Source organism: Mesotoga sp. H07.pep.5.3, assembly GCF_002752615.1.
Classification (GTDB): domain Bacteria; phylum Thermotogota; class Thermotogae; order Petrotogales; family Kosmotogaceae; genus Mesotoga; species Mesotoga prima.
In genome coordinates, this window is sequence record NZ_AYTV01000001.1 from 201,117 (window position 1) to 220,612 (window position 19,496).

Below are 19,496 nucleotides of genomic sequence, written 5' to 3' on the forward strand. Positions count from 1 at the left end.
TTCATGGAGAGAATACTAGAAGTTGATGACCTGAAAATCTCTTTCAGGACACAGCTCGGAAAAATAACACCGGTCGATGGCGTTTCTTTTGGATTGTCAAAAGGCGAAACTCTAGGAATCGTGGGAGAGTCCGGGTGTGGGAAGACGATCACAGCCTTTTCAATTATTAGACTACTTCCCAAAAACGCATTCCTGGGCTACAAAACTAAGATCTCTTTCAGGGGAAGGGACATTTCTACGCTGAGTAAACAAGAGCTACAGAAAATCAGGGGAAAGTCAATATCCATGGTATTTCAAGAGCCCATGACTTCTTTGAATCCTCTTTATACAATTGGATGGCAAATCTCGGAAGTGTACAGACTGCACGAAGGTCTTGATGAAGATGATGCGATGAAGAGAAGCATTGAAATGCTGCGACTTGTAGGAATTCCGGAACCCCAGAAGAGAGTGAAGGAGTTTCCTCATCAATTATCCGGGGGGATGAGGCAGAGGGTAATGATTGCCATGGCTCTTGCTTGCAGTCCTGAGCTACTGATAGCTGACGAGCCGACTACTGCACTGGATGTCACGATACAGGCCCAGGTGCTTGAACTTATGAACGAATTGAAAAGCAAGTTTGACACCGCAACTATAATAATTACTCACGACTTGGGCGTAATCGCTGAAATGTGCGACAGGGTTGTTGTGATGTACGCCGGCCAGATTGTTGAAAGCGGAGGAGTATTCGATATCTTTGACAAACCAGTTCATCCCTACACAAAAGGTCTCATAAGTTCTATACCTAAGATAGATGTTGCAAAAAAGGATCAAAAGAAGCTCAATGTAATAAACGGTTACGTACCACATCCATCGAATTTTCCGGAAGGATGCAGATTCAGGCCCCGATGTCCTATAGCGTTCGAAAAGTGCTTACAGCAGCCGCCAGTAGTTCAGATTGAGAGACAGCACTCCGTTCGATGTTGGCTTTTCGAAGGGCGTGATGTATTATGAAAGCCTTTCCGATGGTAGAGATTAGGGATCTCAGAAAATGGTTTCCCGTGAAGAGTGGGTTTAAAGTGAAGTCCCATTTGAAGGCCGTGGATGGTGTTGACCTAGAAATAGTAAAGGGAGAGACTCTTGGATTGGTTGGAGAATCGGGTTGCGGTAAGACAACGATAGGAAGGACTTTGATAAAGATTTACCAGCCTACTGGAGGTGAGTTTCTCTATAGAGGAGAAGGCTCCCCCGAAGGTGGCATTGATATCTTTTCCCTCTCTGAATCCAAAATGAGGCCATTCAGAAGAGAGATACAGATGGTGTTCCAGGATCCGTACGCTTCTCTGAATCCACGCATGACTGTATTCGATATAATTGCAGAAGGTTTGAGAGTCCATTCAGTTGGTAGGAGCAAAGAAGAGCGCAAGGCAATGATAGCCGAGATACTTGAAAAGGTCGGTCTTAGACCGGAGTACATGTTCCGCTATCCTCACGAGTTCTCTGGTGGTCAGAGACAGAGAATTGGAATAGCAAGGTCAATAATTCTTAACCCGAGTCTGGTCATTTGTGATGAGCCGGTTTCGGCTCTCGATGTCTCAGTTCAGGCTCAGGTGATAAATCTTCTCGAGGATCTGAAACATGATTTTGGCCTCACATATCTCTTCATTGCTCACGATCTGGCAGTCGTAAAACACATCTGTGACAGGATTTCTGTGATGTATCTTGGAAAGATTGTTGAAACGGCCGAAACCGATTGCCTTTTTAACGATCCTCTGCACCCTTACACTAGGGGATTGTTATCCTCGATTCCTATCCCGAATCCCCACTTAAGAAGTGCCAGAAATAGAGAGATAGTGAAAGGGGATATTCCCTCACCTGTCGATCCACCAGAAACGTGCAGATTCGTTAAGAGATGCCCAAGGGCATTCGATAGATGCTGGAAAGAAAGCCCTTCATTGAAGGAAGTGAGTGACGGTCACTTTGTTTCGTGCTTTCTTTATGATTAATAGATTGTTCTGAAGAAGTTCTCGACCCGTCTTGAATTGCGAACCGCTGTGAGCAAATCTCTCAATCGAAAATATAGATCCATGAAAATAGGGTATCTATGAGACGACCATCGACATGTCGGAACTCATAGTAGTTGTCAGGCGTTGATATCTCACCCTCTACAGGCATGAAGTAATGATCGAGGCCGGGCAACAACTGGAAATAGACATTGATTTTTGTCCAGAGTGCGTTCATGAACATTATGTAATCCTGGACGGTCGACTCAAAGTCGGCGTCACCCTGCACTATCAACACAGGTATTTCCAGCTCCCTTATTGTTTCTATTGGGCTCATCCTGTCGAGTTCATAATAGTAACCGGCTGTCGCTGCAAGCACGGGAGCTCCTGGAGGTAGCTTCCCTTCCAAAGCGATCTGCAGATAATCTGTTAGGAGCTGAGTCTGTTGTCCAATCTCCCCCTTGTTGAGCGAGGAAATGTACTTCTGTTTGTCAATTATTACCTGGAGCTCTCTTCTAGAGGGAGTAGCCATCAGAATTATTCCATCGACTCTTGAATCTCTCATTGCTATGGTGGGGGCAACTCTTCCTCCAAGTCCGTGACCGGCAAGAAAGATCGAAGAAACCGAAGGAATTCTTGAAGCGGCAGTTATAGCCTTGATTACATCTTCTATTACTTCCGTCTCGATACTTGGAGAAGTCTGGGATAAGCGCTCTCCGAACACGAATGTTCTCTTGTCATAACGAAGAACGGCCACGCCCTGGGTCGCAAGGCCCCATGCAATCTGTCTGAAGGGTTTGTTGGGACCTATTGTCGAATCTCTGTCAAGAGCTCCGGAATCGTGAATCAGAATGACAAGCGGGTACCTGTCTATCTCCTTGGGGACCGTTATTACTGCTGGGAGACGGTATCTTCCCTCACCTATAGTGATCTCAAATTCATCGAACTTGCTAGTATCTATATATTCAGCTATTGCACCCGGCTGTGACGTCGGTTGGACCACAAATGTATCGATTTTGCCCTGATCATCTACCACCACGTTGAAGTCAATGAATCCTCTCTCAAACTGAGCGTGGAAGATATATACCGTGTAGCCTCTCAATACACTTGTTTCGGTGGAGAAGATGAACAGATAATTGCCATACTCCTCTTCTAACTGCTGAAACTCCTGCACCATGTTATCGACGGTATAGAGAGCTCTGGCTCTAACGCTTTGCATCTCGTAAGCGAGATGGTAATTGCCTCGCAATAAAAGCTGAAGGTACCTGTCAGCAAGTACCTCAGATCCAAAAAGCGTAGCAATAATCAGAAATATAAAAGCGCCAATCGAAAAGATTCTCTTCAACCGGATTTCTCCCATTACAATTATTAACGTTCTATCTCAATGATAACTCACTTTGCCTTGAATGGAGAAAGAGTTGGAGAGCCTCGGCTCTACAATGGCATTACACTCGAGTTTATCTTGAACCTTTCATGATCCGGAACTATCCATTATCCTTTCACTGTTGAAAACCCTTGTAAGAAAGTAAATGAAAATCGAAACGTATGCCAGATTACTGATTAGCATAAGCAGAAATCTAGCAATTACGAAATTGACGGTGATAATATCCTTCATTACGAAGATTGAATTTACCAGAGGGATAAGATAAAGCAGCGGATTATCTGGCGATTCCATCTGCATCGTTGCTATTCCGAGGACAATAGCCATGATATATATCGGCATCACGTATCCGCTTCCTTCCTTTACGTTTCTTGCAATGGAACCCAGAAGAACGATCAGAGCGGCGGCAACTCCCGACATGGTAAGCAGTGTAATGAAAAGACCCACAAGAGTCGAGGCCGAAAGAGATGATAAATTTAGATTCTCTGCCCCAAATGCCGGGCCTCCTAATTTGAAGGCAATTATCAATCCTATGAAAGTGAAAATGCTGTTCAGAATCGCTATGGTCATTACGTAGAGAATCTTGCCCGTTGCGATCGATGATCTAGAAACCTGATTCACCAAGAGCACAGGCATGCTTCCTCTTTCCTTTTCGCCAGCGGTTGTATCTAGCCCAATGTTCATTGCTCCGGCAAAGATATAGATAAGTAGAAAATATGGGATCAGTGTCGCGAGCATTTCCGTTCCCTGAGATTCCTCGGGAGCAACATCCATTTTCTCTACATTAACAGGGTTGAGGTCTTCGATGGTTAAACCGTGTTCCAAGAGCTTCTCCGATAAGAGAAACGAAGAATAAGAAGCCAGAGCGTTCTGAACCATTTGTGCTCCATACGCCGATCCTCTCGAAGTAGAGTTGTAAAAGACGAGGGCATCAATTCTTTCTCCGTTTTCAATTCTCTCAGCTGAATTTGGAGGAAACTCAACCACTATCGAGTTTTCGAAGTCCTTTACCGTCTCTTCGTTTAGTTCATCTACGAGCTCGAAGGAGATCATTCCTTCGAGAATCTTCAAGAATCTTTCGTCGGGCAGGTTGGTCACCTTCAGACTGTAAACGGCGTTTTCATAAGTTTTTGCCTGTGATTGAGATACGGCGTTCATAACCAGGAAGATTATAGGCATAATCAACATCGGCAGTATTAGTACCGCGAATATTGTTCTAGGATCTTTGAACACATTCTTTAATTCTTTGCGGAAGATTATTAGGGCGTCTCTAAACACTCTCAGTCACCCCTTCCAAATCGGCGATCTTGAAGAAGACATCCTCCAGACTGGACTCATCGAATCTTCTGTAAAGTCCCCCAAGAGTGTCATCGGCGACCAGCTTGCCTTTGAAGATTATTCCCACCTTGTTGCAAAGCTTCTCGGCCACGGACATGATATGTGTGGAGATAATTATTGTCTTTCCCTTCTTGCGATAGTCCTTTAGAAATTCGGTCACGGTTCTTGCTGTAATAATATCTAGACCATTGGTCGGCTCATCAAACACGATTACCTCGGGATCATGGATCAGGCTGACTGCAATAGCAGCCTTTTGCTTCATTCCCGATGATAGCTTCCCGATTCTTTTGTCGAGAAAATCATTCATGTTCAGATAGTCAGAAAGAAATTTCGTCCGCTCAGAAATATCAGATTCTCGCATATGGCTTAGTTCTCCATAGAATCGAAGAAGCTCTCTTGGGGTGAGATTACCCGATAGCTTCATGTCGCTCGTCAGGAATCCAATTCTCCTCCTCACTTCTGTGGGGGCATCTACAGAATCAAACCCCATAACGGTTGCTCTTCCGCTATCGGGCTTAAGGAGAGTGGAAATGATTCTTAGTGTTGTGGTCTTTCCCGCTCCATTGGGACCCAGTAGTCCGTATATGCTACCTGGTTCTGCGACAAAACTGAGTGAATCTACAGCGGTTACTTTTTTCCTTCGATTCTCGAAGGTCTTCGTGACTCTCTCAACCTTTACCATTTATCCTAACCTCCAGCTATCTTTCTTAATGAAGAATAACACTGGTATGTTACATTAGAGTTTAGTAGTGAAGATATCAGAAAAATTATTTCATAATTGAAGAAATAATTATCAATTATATTGAGTGTTAGATTCATTTATTTCATTTTAAGATGAATTATAGTATAATATTGGAAGTCAAGGGTATCGATTTGCTTCCATGCGATGCTACAGTAGTTCTTAGTATGAAAAATAACCCTTTGATAATGGGAGGTTCTAAATGAAGGTAGCCAGTTCAAAGTATCTAGACGATAGACGTGACTTGTTGCGGAATCTTGTTTCAATTTTGGAGAATGATTTCCCCTACGTTTCTATTCTGGGTACCGATGTGAAGGGAAAGTTATTCCAGGTAACTACTACTGGGATAAGCGTCAACGATTCCAGATGGTCAGAAAGGGGCTTTGTTCTGAGAGTTCATGATGGAACAGGCTATTTTGAATTTTCTTTCAATGAAATAGATAGTGAATCTCTTAATGGAATTGTTGAGCTTGTGAAGAAGAGAGTCGCCGTTTTCAGAAAGGCCATGGTTAAGAACAATCTTGAGGCGGCAAAGACACCGATTCCAGAGGAGAAGGAATGGAAACTCAGTTTCAACGACGAAGTTAAGATCCTGCCGGGTATGCTGTCGGCCGAAGAGATCTTGGGCAGATTATCCAACCTAAAAGGTAAGGCTCATTCATTATCTGTGGAAGTAATAAACGTAATGACTTTAATGGAGAACGTACAGGTGAGCAAGCTCTTCATATCAAGTAAGAAAGACCTCTTTCAATCTTACATATGGTCGCAGGGATACTTGTATGTTGTTACGAGAAGGGGAAAGATGACAAAGTACAGCATGAAGGGATTTTCAGGTCTCAAGGGAGCAGAGATTCTAGATGAAATGGATGAGTATGTGGAGAAAGTTGTAGAAAACGCAAGAATGCTGCTCTCTGCGGAACGAATAAATCCCGGTACTTACGACGTTATATGCTCCCCCGACGTAGCTGGACTCATTGCTCACGAAGCTTTTGGCCATGGAGTGGAAATGGATATGTTTGTGAAGGAACGCGCAAAGGCTGTCGAGTATTTGGGGAAACAGGTTGCGTCTGAGTTAGTTACTATGCATGATGGCGCGGCTGGTGTAAGAGAAGTGTCTTCCTACGCTTTTGACGATGAGGGATGCGAAGCAAAAGATACTGTGATAATTGATAGGGGGATTCTTTTAACGGGAATATCTGATGTGATCTCAGCATCCATTCTTGGAACTGAGCCAACGGGAAACGGAAAGAGGCAGTCCTTTGAGAGGAAGGCGTATGCTCGAATGACCAATACTTACTTCTCGCCAGGGAAGGATGATCTGGTGGAAATGATAACTTCGATAGATTATGGATTTCTTCTCGAAGATTATTATAGTGGAATGGAAGATCCCAAGAACTGGGGTATCCAATGTGTCATAGCTTATGGTAGAGAAATCGTAAAGGGAAAGCTGACAGGAAGAATCGTATCACCGGTTATGATGACGGGATATGTTCCAACTCTGCTTAAGTCGATTTCAATGGTGTCAAAGGATTTCAGACTTTCTGGCACCGGAGCCTGTGGCAAGGGACACAAAGAGTTCGTTAAAGTCTCTGCTGGTGGTCCATACATAAAAGCGAAAGCGAGGTTGGGATAATGATAGATAAGATTTCTAGACAGCTTAAGTCGGTTGCGATAAGTGGATGGAAGATCAAGGAAGAAAACGTCGAAAGTGAGGAATACTTTTTTGTTAAGGACAAGGTTGACCTCGGAAGATCCAAGAAGGTAAGTAAGTACGAGGTTACCCTGTATAAGGATTTCGAAGATAAGAACGAGAAATACAGGGGTAGTTCTGTATTCTACATTAGCCCGGGGATGGAAGATGCTGAAATCAGTAAAGCAATTGAAGAGGCATTCTTCGCTGCCGGGTTTGTCAAGAATTCCTGGTATCCATTAGCTCCAGCCCTTTCGAGAAAATTTTGTTCAGAGGAGTATGAGTTATCCGAACTAGCAAGCGAGGCAGTTGGGGCAGTGTTCTCTCAATCGAAACCCGTAAATTCCTGGTTGAACTCCGTCGAGATTTTCGTCATAAAAAACAGGGACAGAATTCTCAGTTCCGAGGGAGTAGATGTCTCACTTTCGAAATACAGAACCTATATAGAAAGCATAGTGAGCTCATCAGGTAGAGAAGAAGTGGAGCTTTATGATCAACTTCTCCTATCAGTTCCTGATCACGAGCGGATTAGTATGAGAATTTCAAGACTGCTGGAAATGGTCCGTGAGAGAGCTAATGCTACTGCCACTCCCGCAGTTAAAGGAGTTCCGGTAATACTTACAGGAGAACCTGCTAAAGAGGCATTGAGGTATTACTTGATGCAGTCTAATGCCCATCTCAAGTACGACAAAATTTCTGAAGCCGAGCTTGGTAACTCTGTTCAGTCTGAGGAAGCAGGGGACAGAATAACAGTAGAGGTTGTACCTGAACTGGAGGGTTCATACTACAGCCTTCCATTCGATAATGATGGTCTTCTTATGAAGAAAAGGAAGGTAATTGAGAACGGTATCTTGAATAGTTTCTGGGGTGACATAAGATACTCTTATTACATAGGAATCGAACCTACTGGCGCTGCAATGAACTTCTCTGTCGGAGAAGGAAGTCTCAGTGTTGAAGAGATGAGAAAAGAATCTCATTTAGAAGTCACACATTTTTCTGCAGTGGATGTCGATGAGACGACAGGAGATTTCGGTGGAGAAATCCGACTCGGATGGTATTTCGATGGTTCAAAGAGAATTCCCGTTACTGGGGGTTCTGTGACAGGAAATTTGAAGAGTCTTGATTCTCTTTATCTCTCTAGAGAGACAGAGCTAAATGGAGACTACTACGGGCCTGTTTCGCTGATGATGAAAGGAATGAAGATCTCGGGAGAATAGGGTTTCTGGAGGTTCATATGATAATCGAGACAATAAAGATGAGACATTCGACTAGAAAGTTCCTTCCATATGGACTCTCTTCTGAGGAGCGGGAAAGGCTTGTCGATTTTTTTGAAGTTATTCCCACTCTCCATTCCTTGCGTCTGAAATGGGCCTTGAAGGATCTAAATAAAGGATCATCCGCGATCTATGCACCTTGTACCAATAAGCCAAACTGTCTCGTGGAGTATGGCTTTCAGGGAGAGATTATTGTCCTGGAAGTGACGAAAATGGGCTTTGGTAGTTGCTGGAATGCCGGTATCAGAGAGGCGGGATCGCCGGCAGGTATAATTATCGGTAAGGAAGACCAGGGGAAAGTTAGTATCAACGACATTCTTACGGGTATGGGTAGGAGAAAGGAACTTCGAGCTCTGATTGATGGACCAGTTCCCGAAGACGAGAGACTGCTTCAGATACTTGAATCGTGTAGACTAGCCCCTTCGTCCATGAACAGGCAGCCGTGGAGATTCAGTGTTCTTGAAGGCGATCTTTACATCTGGACAAAGGCAAACATGATTGGAGGAGGTCACTGGTTAGATCTTGGAATTGTTCTTTCACATGCATACATAACTGCTTTAGAGTTCTTTAAGAATGTCTCTATAGAAAAGGCTGCCGGGGATCGTTACAGAGTGATAATGAAGTAATCCCTAATGCCAGACCAGATCCTCTACATTTGGAGTGACTTGATGTGCACATTGAGATGGTAGCATCCCCGAGAGGTTTATGCGGGAAGAGCTTTGAAGACTCACAGTACCTCATTTGTTCAACATTCTGAGTGAGTTCAGAACCGCAAGCAAAGTTACCCCAACATCGGCAAATACTGCCCCCCACATGTTCATTAAGCCAAACGCGCCTAGAGCGATAAATGCCATTTTCACTCCGAGGGCTGCTGTAATATTCTGGATGGCATTTCTGTTCGTAGATCTCGATATCTCTATAGCTCTTGCGACTTTAGATAGAGACTCGCCTGAAAGAACAACATCGGCCGTCTCTATAGCTGCGTCGGCTCCAGAGAAGCCCATAGCGATTCCAACATCGGCCCTTGCAATTACCGGTGCATCATTAATACCATCACCGACGAATGCAGTACGCTTCCCGCTTTTGATAGCGTCTTCTACTGCTCTCATCTTATCTTCAGGAGTTGCTTCGGAAATCAGACCGTCAAGGTTCAGTTTGGACGATATAGAACCAGCAATATCATGACTATCACCCGTGAGCATAACTATCTCATGAATTCCGAGTTCTCTAAGCTTGATGATGGCATCGGCAGAATCAACCTTCAGAACGTCGGACAGAGTGAATACTCCCTCTACTCTGCCATCGATGGAAAGAAATATCTTTCCTGATTCGCCTCGCTCTTTATAATCAACTCCGAGATCTTTTAGCAGAGAGGAGTTGCCAATGCCCATTTTCTTGTCGTTGATTTCTGCTGTGATACCTTTCCCGGCGATTTCTGAGTGGTGAGAGATTTTCATGTCTTCGGGAATCTCTGGGATAAAACTTCTAAACGAACTTGCCACTGGATGGGTGGAGTAGCTTTCCATCAGGGCCGCGTATTCCAATAATTCTCTCTTGTCATATCGGCCAGAAGTCTCTATTTGAGAGATCTCTAGCTTTCCCTTGGTCAATGTTCCCGTTTTGTCTATGAAAATCGAATCAATCTTGCCAAGAGATTCCAGATAATTACTCCCCTTGAATAATATTCCCTCTCTTGAGGCCTTTCCAATGCCGACGAAATAGCTTAAGGGAACAGAGATGACTAATGCGCAAGGGCAGGAAATGACAAGAAGGATCAAGGCCTTATGAACCCAATCTGAGAATCCCCCTCCGAACAGCAGAGGGGGAAATACCGCTATTGCGGTAGCAATGGAGACCACAGTGGGAGTGTACAGCTTCGAGAACCTGGTAATGAACCGCTCCCTATTAGATTTTCTAGAAGTTCCCTCTTCAACTAACTCCAGCATTCTGCTAGTGTAAGATTTCTGAAGATTTGTGGATGCAGTGACTTCTATTACACCTGATTTGTTTATGGTTCCGGCAAGAACTATATCGCCTTCTTTTACAGGTACGGGACTACTTTCTCCTGTGAGAAGTGATTTATCTATCCAGGTGCTTCCAGAGTTAACAAGACCGTCTATGGGAATTCTCTCTCCTGGTTTGACAACAAATCTGTCACCCGGCTGGATCTGACTTGCCGGTACAGTCCGAAGTTGTCCGTCAATGATCTGATTTACTTCTTCAGCCCTTAAATCTATCAGTTCCTTCACCGATCTTCTCGATTTTCTCAAGGCGATTGCCTCCAGAAGCTCTCCTAAACTGTAAAAGATCATCACGGCAACAGCTTCAGGCAATTCGTGGATTGCAAATGCACCCATAGTAGCGACGGTCATAAGAAAACTCTCGTCGAACAAGTCCCCCTTGAAGAGATTTCTGAAAGCCTTTAAAACGGTGTTTCCCCCAGCGACAAGATACGCAGTTACAAATAAGCCGTATTCAAGCAACTCATTATTCCCATGAATAAAGGGAGAAAAGACCAAAGCAATGAAAAAAAGGACTCCTGAGAAGAGAAGTTTCACAAGTTCTTTGATGGGTAAATCCTTCTCAACGTCCGGAGATTCCAACAGCGTTATCTCCGGTGAGTGTTTGTGAATAACTTCTTCTACTTCTTCGAAAGTTTGACCATCGATTATTAGTGTCGAAGAAGAGAAATCTATTCTTGCATCAACTCCTGATCTCTTTAGCTGGTCCTCCAGTTTGGCTGCACATTTAGGACAATCAAGTCCTTCTATTCTGTATTTCTTCATTCTAATCGCCCTCCGACAGTTCCTGGAAATGTTCTCTGGCAAGTTTTATGAGCTCAACAACGTGAAAGTCTTCTAAGGAGTAGAAAACAGATTTACCTTCCCTACGGCTTTTCACGAGTCTGTAAGACTTCAGTTGCTTTAGGTGATGGGAAATCGTTGGGAGTGATAGCCGGAGAATCTCTGCAAGATCACATGTACACAGTTCCGTTTCAGACAGAAGAAATACTATTTTCGTTCGCGTCTCGTCGGCGATAACCTTAAAAAGATCCGAGAGACCCGAAACTTCCTTAGCTATCAGTCTATATTTATCTACGTCGACGTGAATTTCTCTACTCGGGCAAAGTTCACTCATAGGATGTCTCCAAATCAATTAGACGGTCATCTAATTGATTGTAACTGCATTCTCTTCTCAAGTCAAGTCATCTGCCCATAACTCTCGCGGATGTCGATATCAAGAGCTCCTTTCCACCAAAGTTGAAAACGCCTTCGAAATAAAACGCGGTTGGGCTTTGAGAGTCAGTTCTTTTGAACTGCATTCTTTGACATGGATCGATTCGAATCTTGTCTTTCGAAAATCTCCATCCGGGGAAGACGATCTGAATAGCCTCAGTTCCTTTAGATTCGCATTTTCTTTTTCCATCAAGGTTCTAACCTTCAACGTTCCTTCTGATTGCTCTTCTACATAACTCATTGAAGAAAGAGGCTTACCTGTGTTCAGGTGATGAATCATTGAACTTATCGCCTGAGAAACTCTGAAGACTTCGACCCCATGTCCTGCCTTTGGAGCATAGACCATTGATGAACAGCCGGGCAGTTCTTCTATGTATTAGTTAGCTGAGTCTATGGGCCATATGGATCATTCGTTCCGACAGCAATTTGCTTTGGAATTACGAGTTGAGATCGATATGTGAAAGATCTATGTACTCTGGCAAATCTAGTTATGCCGAATTATTTAGATCATCAAGGATTCATCTCTGTACATATTCCTCAATGGAGTGACAAAAGCCTCCCCAGAAGTCAAGCTTGTGTTCCATCTGTACAGCAATATTGAGGTTGTCAAAGGCTGTGGGAACGATTCCTTTGACTCTCTTGTGCATCGGGGCAGTTAGCCATGTAGTCCAACCTCGCTTGGAGCCCCCCCGATAAAGTGAAGCCTTCAACTCCGTCCCCCTTGTTCCCTATAAAGTCATTCATGATGTTCATTGAAGCAATAGTGGCTTGAACCATGGGCAATAAGGCGGGTCATGTGTAATCACAACTCTTAAGACATCTTACAAGAGAATAGCTAAGTAACCAGTCCTCTTTGGGACCGCCAAAAAGTGGTTGATTTGGGATGTTGAATAGGACGGCAACGTAAGCTCTATTTGCAAAGCCAGCAGTCCGAATAATGCCAGCTCTTCCTACGAGTATCCGTGGTCACCAGTTATGAACATCACTGCAACTTTTGACTCTATCCTTGGTGGTTTTATGATCATCGGATCGTTTAGCCACTTAATCCTCTGCAATACAACCGAGTCGAAGTTTAACGTATCTATTTCGATAAGCCCCTCTGAAGGCGACTCCACAATCTTGACATTTGCATTATCCATAGTTGATGGAATTGAGTGGAGTTCAGAAAACTATCCACTGTAACCGATGAAAGAGAGGCCGCAACAATCAAGAGCAAGAAAACTGGAATTGCTCTCATCTCAGTCAGCTATTGTCTTCAGAAGATTTTCGGCAACTTTTCTGAGTTCGTCAATGATCTCCTGCGGCCCAATAACCTTGAAGGAGTTCTCAGAAGCCAGGAACATCACCAAATCTCCTATCTCGAAGAAATGGTATTTATGGCGATCGCCACCAAAATCTAGGTCTACTTCGTGGAATTCAGCTTCTCGCGGGAATATTCGGTTCCAGAGCATTGGTTCTTCCAAATACCTCTTGTTCGAAAAGATGACCTTATCAATCTCGTCTGGCCTGACAAATCGGACGTTACCATCCTCTTGAAGACCACAAAATAACTCGCGTCTTTCATCGAAACAGGCGGGATAGAAAATGAATTCTTTGCCTGCTCTTTGAAAAATCTTCACAGCTTTCTTACTAGCTATCGCGTTCAGAAAGACTGAGCTTATTCGATATTCTGTTCTTAGTTGAAATTTCATGCTGTCTTCGAAAAGAGAAGGCAAATGATAGGGTTCGGAATAGAAGTACTCGCCTCTTTTCCTAGAGTATTTCATGGGCGCTCCAAGATTTGCTCTCAGATACTTGAAATCTCTATGGGCCTGTCGGACTGAGATGCCAAACTTCTGAGTGTAGTCTTTCATGGCCGCAAAATCATTCTTTAGCAAGCGATTGTGCAGCCACATAATCCTCATTTCCCTAGACACATTTGCCACCTCCAGTGGCCCAGACGAGAGACATCTGAACATCGCAGAACAGAATTCGAAGGTGCTAGAATTGCAATAGTATTATACAAAAATTCGAAAAGTAAATCTAGAAGATGAAATGGAGACATGATGGTTAGAGGAATCATATTTGACTTGTTTGGAACCATTGTCAGTAACGCGAGGCTCTTCAGACCTGTATGCTCCAAGATGGCAGAAGAGTCGTCAGCTGAAGTGGCGGAAATAGAGAGAGACTTTGTGAATCTCTACGGCCACTACTTCAAGGACTGTCATAAAATGCCCTTTCAGCCGGAGAGATACTATTATTATCTTCTGATAAGCGATTTGATTGACAAGTACGATTTGCCAGGAGACATGGAAGCCTACTGTAACTTCATGTACGATTCCTTCTCTAAGTTCCGCGCCTATCCGGATGCAAGGATCCTAAGGGCGATCGTAAACAAGTATTCCGTTGCAATCCTAACTAATGCCGATAATTCCTTTGCTGAGAAGGTTGTAAAAAGAAATAAAATTCCACATCATTTTCTGCTGACTTCGGAATCGGCAAGATCGTACAAACCATGCGAAGTTATCTTTGAGAAGCTACTGTCTATGATGGAAATCGAGAAGAGGCACGTCATTTTTGTTGGTGACAGCATTCAAGTAGACATGCTTGGCGCTTCTGCAGCCGGAATTAAGGGAATTCTTATCGATCGGTCAAGATCTTACTTAGACTACGCACCAAGAATCGAAAGCTTGGAAGAACTGCCTAGCTTGCTAGAGTCCTTGTAAGAGCACCTTCGAATTCCTCAAGAACTATATCGAGATCTTCTCTGGTAACGTTTAGATTGGTTACGAATCGCCATTCGCCAGCTTCAGGCGGATTTATCTTTATTCCCTTATCGTGAAGAGTTTCAACGATAAACTTTGAACTTGCTTTACCGGTGATTCTGAAGAAAACCATGTTTATGTCGAGACGATCAAAGAAGACTTCGATTTTTGGTAATTTTGAAAGCCCTTCAGCCAGGTATTTAGCATTGTCGTGGTCTATTTGAAGACGATCGATCATTCTCTCGAGTGCGAATACTCCGGCGGCAGCAATAATACCTGCCTGGCGCATAGCTCCTCCCATGATCTTTCTTCCCTTTCGTGCCTTGGCTATGAATTCTCGTTTACCTACCAGCATTGACCCTATCGGTGCACCGAGTCCCTTCGAGAGGCAAAACATAACCGAGTCGGAACAAGAGGCAATTTCTGCGGGGCTAACCCCTTCGGCAATAGCAGCGTTGAATATTCTTGCACCATCAAGATGCAGGGGGACTTTCTGTGCTGAAGCCAGTTCGTAGATCTCCCTGATGTAATTCATGGGGAGGATTCGTCCGCTGGAGTGGGCATTTTCCAGACAGATTAATCCGGTTCTCGGATAATGAAGATCCTCAGATCTGATGGCACTTCTGATTCTTTCGGCTGAAGGTTTGCCATCATCACAGTCAAGAGTTCTCATCTGAACTCCCGCTATCACTGCAGAAGCTCCGGCCTCGTGGACAATGATGTGATTGGACGCTGGAATAATCACCTCATCTCCCCTTAGAGTGTGTGTGAGGATTGAAAGTTGATTCCCGAATGTTCCTGAAGGAACGAAAAGGGCGGCTTCCTTCTTCAAGATGTCTGCTGACATCTCTTCAAGTCTGTTGACTGTCGGATCGTCTCCGTACACATCGTCTCCTACCTCTGCGCTGGCCATAACCCGCCTCATTTCTTCACCGGGGACCGTAACTGTATCACTTCTAATATCTATCCACTTCAAGACAGCACCTCCATAAGGTAAGTTATGAAAACAATTATAAACCAGAATTACTATCAAGAATAACAAGAATAAAAAAAGCCGGATCTAATGATCCGGACTATATGGGGTTCCTATCTAAGGGGGATAGGGGGGTTATAAACTATATTTATTCTAGTTTGTTTGTATGAATATTGCTTTGTGAAAATAGGGCGAAAATATGCAGTGTGCATTACCTATAGATTACCTGTTAAAATAAACATTAACATTAACACACCGGATGCCACATCTCATGAATACTATGGGTTGTTATTTATGGAGCGAGCGGTAACCAGATGCAGTATATCAATGTTACACTTTAAAAAATATCTTATCAGTAAGGAGATACATCAGGACATTTGTTGTATAAGTGACTGCGAGGATAAGTTGCTTGTTATTGTGCTTTACTCCGAGATACGGTAACATTTCTCGTGTATGGAGTCCAATCTTCTTCTAGCATTTGGCAGGGATTTCAAAAATCTTTCCAGCGTTTCTTTCAGATACTTTTCGCAACCCCCGCAGTTTGTGAGATTCCCTTCTCTTCACAACAGAGTTTAAATGTGCACCCGCTGCAGCTGATGTTGGTCGCCAAAATCAAAAAACCAAAATCCTTCGACCACCCATTTGCAGTCTCTCTTCTTAGTGAATTATCATCAGCAATAATGACCCTGTATGTATCGCACTGAGTGCAGCCTATCCCGCAGAATGCTATCATTGTCATGCACCAGGTCTCCAATCAACTAAGGTGTTTGCTCGTCTTTAGAACATAGCATTATTGATTGAACTGCCATATCTTTGGAGGTAGAGCTTTGAAACCTGTGATTACCAAAGAAGTTTACAGAGTCAGATACTACGAACTGGATTGTCAGTGGAAGGCTTCAATTTCTTCACTAATGGATTATTTCAATGACGTAGTGACTCTTCAGACTGTGGAGATGGGTCACGGAGTTGACATCATGAGCAAGGGCGAATACGCTTGGCTTCTTCTTCGTTGGGATGTCAAAGTGAACAGGTATCCTGATTATTTGGAAAACGTGGTTGTTCAGACTATTCCTTATTCAATGGATAGATTTTATGCATATAGGCGTTTCGAGATATTTGATTGTTCAGGTAATGTCATTGTCGACGCGAATTCTCAATGGATTCTGATTGACCAGAGGAAGCGAAGACCAATAAGGATCGGAGACCAGTTCTACGAATTATATGGTATTGACAGTGATTTCCACGAACCTCTTTCTTTTCCAAAGGTCAACGAAAATGAATCTTCTGGTGAAGAGATCACCTTTATAGTAAGCAATTCGGACCTGGATACAAACGGGCATTCTAACAACGTGGCATATGTTAGATGGATTATGGAGACAGTTCCCAGCGAGTTTGTGAAGAGATTCTTGAGGAGACTTACAATCGAGTACAAACGCGAATCTAGAAAGGGCGATGTAATTTCGGTAGAGAGTGTATTTGAGAACGGAGCCGACTTTGCTGAAGGTAAACACAAAATAATCAGTTCTGGAAGGGTACTTTCCCTTGCCAGAACTGAATGGAAGTGAAGGGCTGCTGAAGCCGCCTACTATACAAGTGAGTCTGGATCTACATAATCATCCAACCAATAGGCATCGGGATTCCTGTCGAAAGCCATAAAGAGATCGTACCGTTTTGGATCAGCCGCTCTATGGTATTTCATGTATATCTTCTTCTCATCCAGACCGACATATTCGATTTTGCCGGTTGCGTGCGACATTACGAATCTAGCCCTCTTTGCCAAACCTGAAACTGCGTCTATGGACTTCTTGAAAATCTCATAACCTTTCTCGGCCGGCACTGCATAAGTGTGATTTCCCTTTGTGGGTCTACACTGAAAGACATAGTAAGGCGGAATTCCAATAAATGAAAGTTTCCTGAATAGTTCTGTCATTACGTCGACACTGTCATTCACGCCGCGGATCATTGGCGTCTGATTGCATATAACTGCACCAGCATCTCTCAGAATGTTCAGACCTCTTATTGCTTCATCGGTTAGCTCTCTAGGATGATTGAAATGTGCCATTATATATATCCTTTTCTTTGGGGTGCTGTATTTCTTAACCATATCTGGCAAATCTGGATCGTTAATAATTCTGTAGGGGTTAAAAGCAACCATTTTGCTTCCAAATCTTATTATGCCAACATGGTCAATCTCCCTCAACTGTCGAACAATATCTCCCAGTTTTTCTGTAGATAGTATTAGAGAGTCCCCACCGGTGAGAAGTACGTTCGTGATTTCCTTGTGCTTTCGAATGTACTCAACACCAAGAGTAACGTCATTTACCACTTCTTTGTTTTCTGTGGAGAACAGTCTCTTCCTGAAACAGAATCTGCAGAAGCTTCCGCAAACCTTTGAGACAAGAAGCAAGGCGGTGTCTTTGTACTTATGCTCCATACCGGGAGCAACGGTGTATATATGCTCCTGAGAAGCATCCAGATCCCCCCACTCATCGAGTTCTTCGAAGTCGGGAAGGATAATTCTCTTTATAGGATCGTGCGGATCGTTCCAGTTAATGAGCCCCAGATAGTAATCATTGGCTCTGAAGGGGTAAACATCGGTCACCTTCTTCATTTCAGTTATCTGTTCATCATTTAGCTCTTCGATCTTCTCTACACTAGTAAGATATGTTGGTTTCTGCAAATCTATCACTCCTTTGTTTAATATACAGACTAAAAACATACGAAGCCTGTATTCGATCAATCCGAAGAGGCCTTTGGCAGAGACTGCCCGCAATGGTAATCGACATTGATCCCTTCTAGTGAATCTTCACTTGTTCGCAAATCGATATTTGATCTGAATCAAACGAGTAAGCCGGCATCGCGCAAATACAAGCAATCATGCAGGCACTAACAATAATTAATTATAGCATACTCAAAACTCTGATAAAAATGATGCAGTTAGACTCTCTGAGTTGCTTTTCAAATATGCTTCACAGAAGTATACTCACATAGGGTATTTGGTAAACAGAAAAGCCCCTCTTCTTGGAGGGGCGAATAGACAAAATCTAGCGTTGCAGTTATTCGGTCACTAGTATGATATTTCCCACATAATCTCCGGAGGGAGAGTAGATCTTTCTGTTCAGTGAATCGTCTGTAGAATCGAATATCGCCGTTCCGATTAATGTTTCTTCAGATTCGTTGATCGAATAGAACCGAATCTCATCGAAACTGAATTCCCAGTTGGTTTTGATAACAGCCTGTTTTCGGTCGGATACGATTTCATACTCACCGGCAACAATCCTAACGTTTTCCGAACTAAATAAAGGAAGCGCATATGATACCCTTACAACCTTTTCTGACGCTATGACTTCAAGTCTAAATCCCTTTTTCGTCTTCATACCTAGTTCATCTGAGACTTCTAGAATTACCTCTCTTTCTCCGATGTCGGCTCTTTCCGGAAGGAAAAAGTATCTATCTCCCACGACTTCACCCGGACCAGAAATCAGGTTGAATCTGAGGGCGTCGCCATCTGGATCAGTTGCGAATGCCCGAAGGTACAAAGAGAACTCCTTTCCAGACTCCGCGATGCAATCTGGCAAAAAAACGTCCGGTGGCCTGTTCAGATTTCTTACTTCGATTCTGATTGGAAGACTCTGGCTTGAGCCATTAGAGTCTATGGCTGTGACTGTGGCTGTCTTCTCACCGCTGTCATTAAACCCGGGAGTGTAAATGTAACTATTGGCTGATATGCTCCCGATCCCCTGTAATTCGAATTGAAGATCATCTCCGTCAGGGTCAACGAAAAGACTTCCCAGATCGAGGTCAAGAGTGAAACTTTCCATGATGCTGGTGTTTATCGAGGGTGATAACGTTACGGGCGATCTGTTTACGTTTTCTACCGTGACTTTGAAGAACCCTACGCTTTCAAGTCCTTTATTATCTTTTGCCGTTAGTGTCACTTCATGTATTCCTTCGGAATCGAAGTCAGGAGTGAATAGATAATGGTCATCCTCAATGAAGCCCGGTCCGTCTGCGATTTCGAAGGTGACCTCATCTCCATCGGGATCGAAAATGAAACCCTTCAGGTATATTTTCAACTGCTCTCCCTCTTTCACCGATTGATCGGGAATAGATATTTGAGGAGGTCTGTTGACATCTATTAC

19 protein-coding genes are annotated in these 19,496 nt (G+C 43.6%); 7 read left to right on the plus strand and 12 right to left on the minus strand.

Annotated features, from left to right (window positions below; translation table 11 throughout):
- Positions 1-3: 3 nt before the first annotated feature.
- Complete coding sequence (locus V513_RS00895) at positions 4-990, plus strand: ABC transporter ATP-binding protein (protein WP_099771284.1); 987 nt, start codon at positions 4-6, stop codon at positions 988-990.
- The gene (locus tag V513_RS00900) at positions 987-1,982 is read left to right on the plus strand and encodes an ABC transporter ATP-binding protein (protein WP_099771285.1); all 996 of its coding nucleotides are present in this window, start codon (positions 987-989) and stop codon (positions 1,980-1,982) included. Before V513_RS00895 ends, V513_RS00900 begins: the two co-directional genes overlap by 4 nt.
- A 61-nt stretch (positions 1,983-2,043) precedes the next feature.
- Here the strand turns inward: V513_RS00900 and V513_RS00905 are convergent, their stop codons facing one another.
- From V513_RS00905 to V513_RS00915, 3 genes are all read right to left on the minus strand, one after another.
- Positions 2,044-3,324 carry an alpha/beta hydrolase gene (locus tag V513_RS00905; protein WP_099771286.1) on the minus strand — a complete coding sequence of 427 codons (1,281 nt, stop codon included), beginning with the start codon at positions 3,322-3,324 and terminating at the stop codon, positions 2,044-2,046.
- 126 nt (positions 3,325-3,450) lie between these two features.
- Positions 3,451-4,638: an ABC transporter permease gene (locus V513_RS00910; protein WP_099771287.1), complete on the minus strand. Its 1,188-nt coding sequence runs from the start codon at positions 4,636-4,638 to the stop codon at positions 3,451-3,453.
- Complete coding sequence (locus V513_RS00915; RefSeq protein ID WP_099771288.1) at positions 4,631-5,380, minus strand: ABC transporter ATP-binding protein; 750 nt, start codon at positions 5,378-5,380, stop codon at positions 4,631-4,633. The genes V513_RS00910 and V513_RS00915 overlap by 8 nt, the downstream gene beginning before the upstream one ends.
- A gap of 259 nt (positions 5,381-5,639) precedes the next feature.
- Between V513_RS00915 and V513_RS00920 the strand changes: the two genes are divergently transcribed.
- Genes V513_RS00920 through V513_RS00930 form a run of 3 tightly spaced genes read left to right on the plus strand, consistent with a single transcriptional unit; the run spans position 5,640 to position 9,027 of the window.
- Positions 5,640-7,070: a TldD/PmbA family protein gene (locus V513_RS00920; protein ID WP_099771289.1), complete on the plus strand. Its 1,431-nt coding sequence runs from the start codon at positions 5,640-5,642 to the stop codon at positions 7,068-7,070.
- Positions 7,070-8,344: a metallopeptidase TldD-related protein gene (locus V513_RS00925; RefSeq protein WP_099771290.1), complete on the plus strand. Its 1,275-nt coding sequence runs from the start codon at positions 7,070-7,072 to the stop codon at positions 8,342-8,344. Before V513_RS00920 ends, V513_RS00925 begins: the two co-directional genes overlap by 1 nt.
- A gap of 17 nt (positions 8,345-8,361) precedes the next feature.
- Positions 8,362-9,027 carry a nitroreductase family protein gene (locus V513_RS00930; protein ID WP_014731545.1) on the plus strand — a complete coding sequence of 222 codons (666 nt, stop codon included), beginning with the start codon at positions 8,362-8,364 and terminating at the stop codon, positions 9,025-9,027.
- A gap of 111 nt (positions 9,028-9,138) precedes the next feature.
- Here V513_RS00930 and V513_RS00935 read toward each other — a convergent pair whose 3' ends face one another.
- The 5 genes from V513_RS00935 to V513_RS00960 all read right to left on the minus strand — a co-directional run bounded on the left by V513_RS00935 (position 9,139) and on the right by V513_RS00960 (position 13,553).
- Positions 9,139-11,187, minus strand: a complete 2,049-nt coding sequence (locus V513_RS00935) for a heavy metal translocating P-type ATPase (protein ID WP_099771291.1) — start codon at positions 11,185-11,187, stop codon at positions 9,139-9,141.
- Position 11,188: 1 nt separating this feature from the next.
- Positions 11,189-11,539, minus strand: a complete 351-nt coding sequence (locus tag V513_RS00940; RefSeq protein WP_014731547.1) for an ArsR/SmtB family transcription factor — start codon at positions 11,537-11,539, stop codon at positions 11,189-11,191.
- A 99-nt stretch (positions 11,540-11,638) separates the two neighbouring features.
- On the minus strand, positions 11,639-11,983 hold the full coding sequence (locus V513_RS00945) for a hypothetical protein (RefSeq protein ID WP_099771292.1): 345 nt from the start codon (positions 11,981-11,983) through the stop codon (positions 11,639-11,641).
- A 172-nt stretch (positions 11,984-12,155) separates the two neighbouring features.
- Entirely contained in the window at positions 12,156-12,347 is a 192-nt protein-coding gene (locus V513_RS00950) for a PhoPQ-activated protein PqaA family protein (protein WP_099771293.1), read from the minus strand.
- A 528-nt stretch (positions 12,348-12,875) separates the two neighbouring features.
- Positions 12,876-13,553, minus strand: coding sequence for a hypothetical protein (locus V513_RS00960; protein ID WP_099771294.1), 678 nt, complete (start codon positions 13,551-13,553; stop codon positions 12,876-12,878).
- 129 nt (positions 13,554-13,682) lie between these two features.
- On the opposite strand from V513_RS00960, the gene V513_RS00965 reads away from it, so the two are divergent.
- Positions 13,683-14,342: an HAD family hydrolase gene (locus tag V513_RS00965; protein ID WP_014731549.1), complete on the plus strand. Its 660-nt coding sequence runs from the start codon at positions 13,683-13,685 to the stop codon at positions 14,340-14,342.
- Here V513_RS00965 and ltaE read toward each other — a convergent pair.
- On the minus strand, positions 14,320-15,357 hold the full coding sequence (gene ltaE / locus V513_RS00970) for a low-specificity L-threonine aldolase (RefSeq protein WP_014731550.1): 1,038 nt from the start codon (positions 15,355-15,357) through the stop codon (positions 14,320-14,322). The two genes, V513_RS00965 and ltaE, sit on opposite strands and share 23 nt — an antisense overlap.
- A gap of 511 nt (positions 15,358-15,868) precedes the next feature.
- The gene (locus tag V513_RS00975; protein ID WP_099771295.1) at positions 15,869-16,093 is read right to left on the minus strand and encodes a DUF3795 domain-containing protein; all 225 of its coding nucleotides are present in this window, start codon (positions 16,091-16,093) and stop codon (positions 15,869-15,871) included.
- 97 nt (positions 16,094-16,190) lie between these two features.
- Between V513_RS00975 and V513_RS00980 the strand changes: the two genes are divergently transcribed.
- Entirely contained in the window at positions 16,191-16,919 is a 729-nt protein-coding gene (locus V513_RS00980; RefSeq protein WP_257211851.1) for an acyl-[acyl-carrier-protein] thioesterase, read from the plus strand.
- A gap of 20 nt (positions 16,920-16,939) precedes the next feature.
- On the opposite strand, the gene V513_RS00985 is transcribed toward V513_RS00980, so the two are convergent.
- A complete protein-coding gene (locus tag V513_RS00985; protein ID WP_099771297.1) occupies positions 16,940-18,034 on the minus strand; it encodes a KamA family radical SAM protein in 1,095 nt (364 codons plus the stop codon).
- Between the two features lie 376 nt (positions 18,035-18,410).
- A partial coding sequence (locus tag V513_RS14050) for an Ig-like domain-containing protein (RefSeq protein WP_257211847.1) occupies positions 18,411-19,496 on the minus strand: 1,086 nt, incomplete at its 5' end.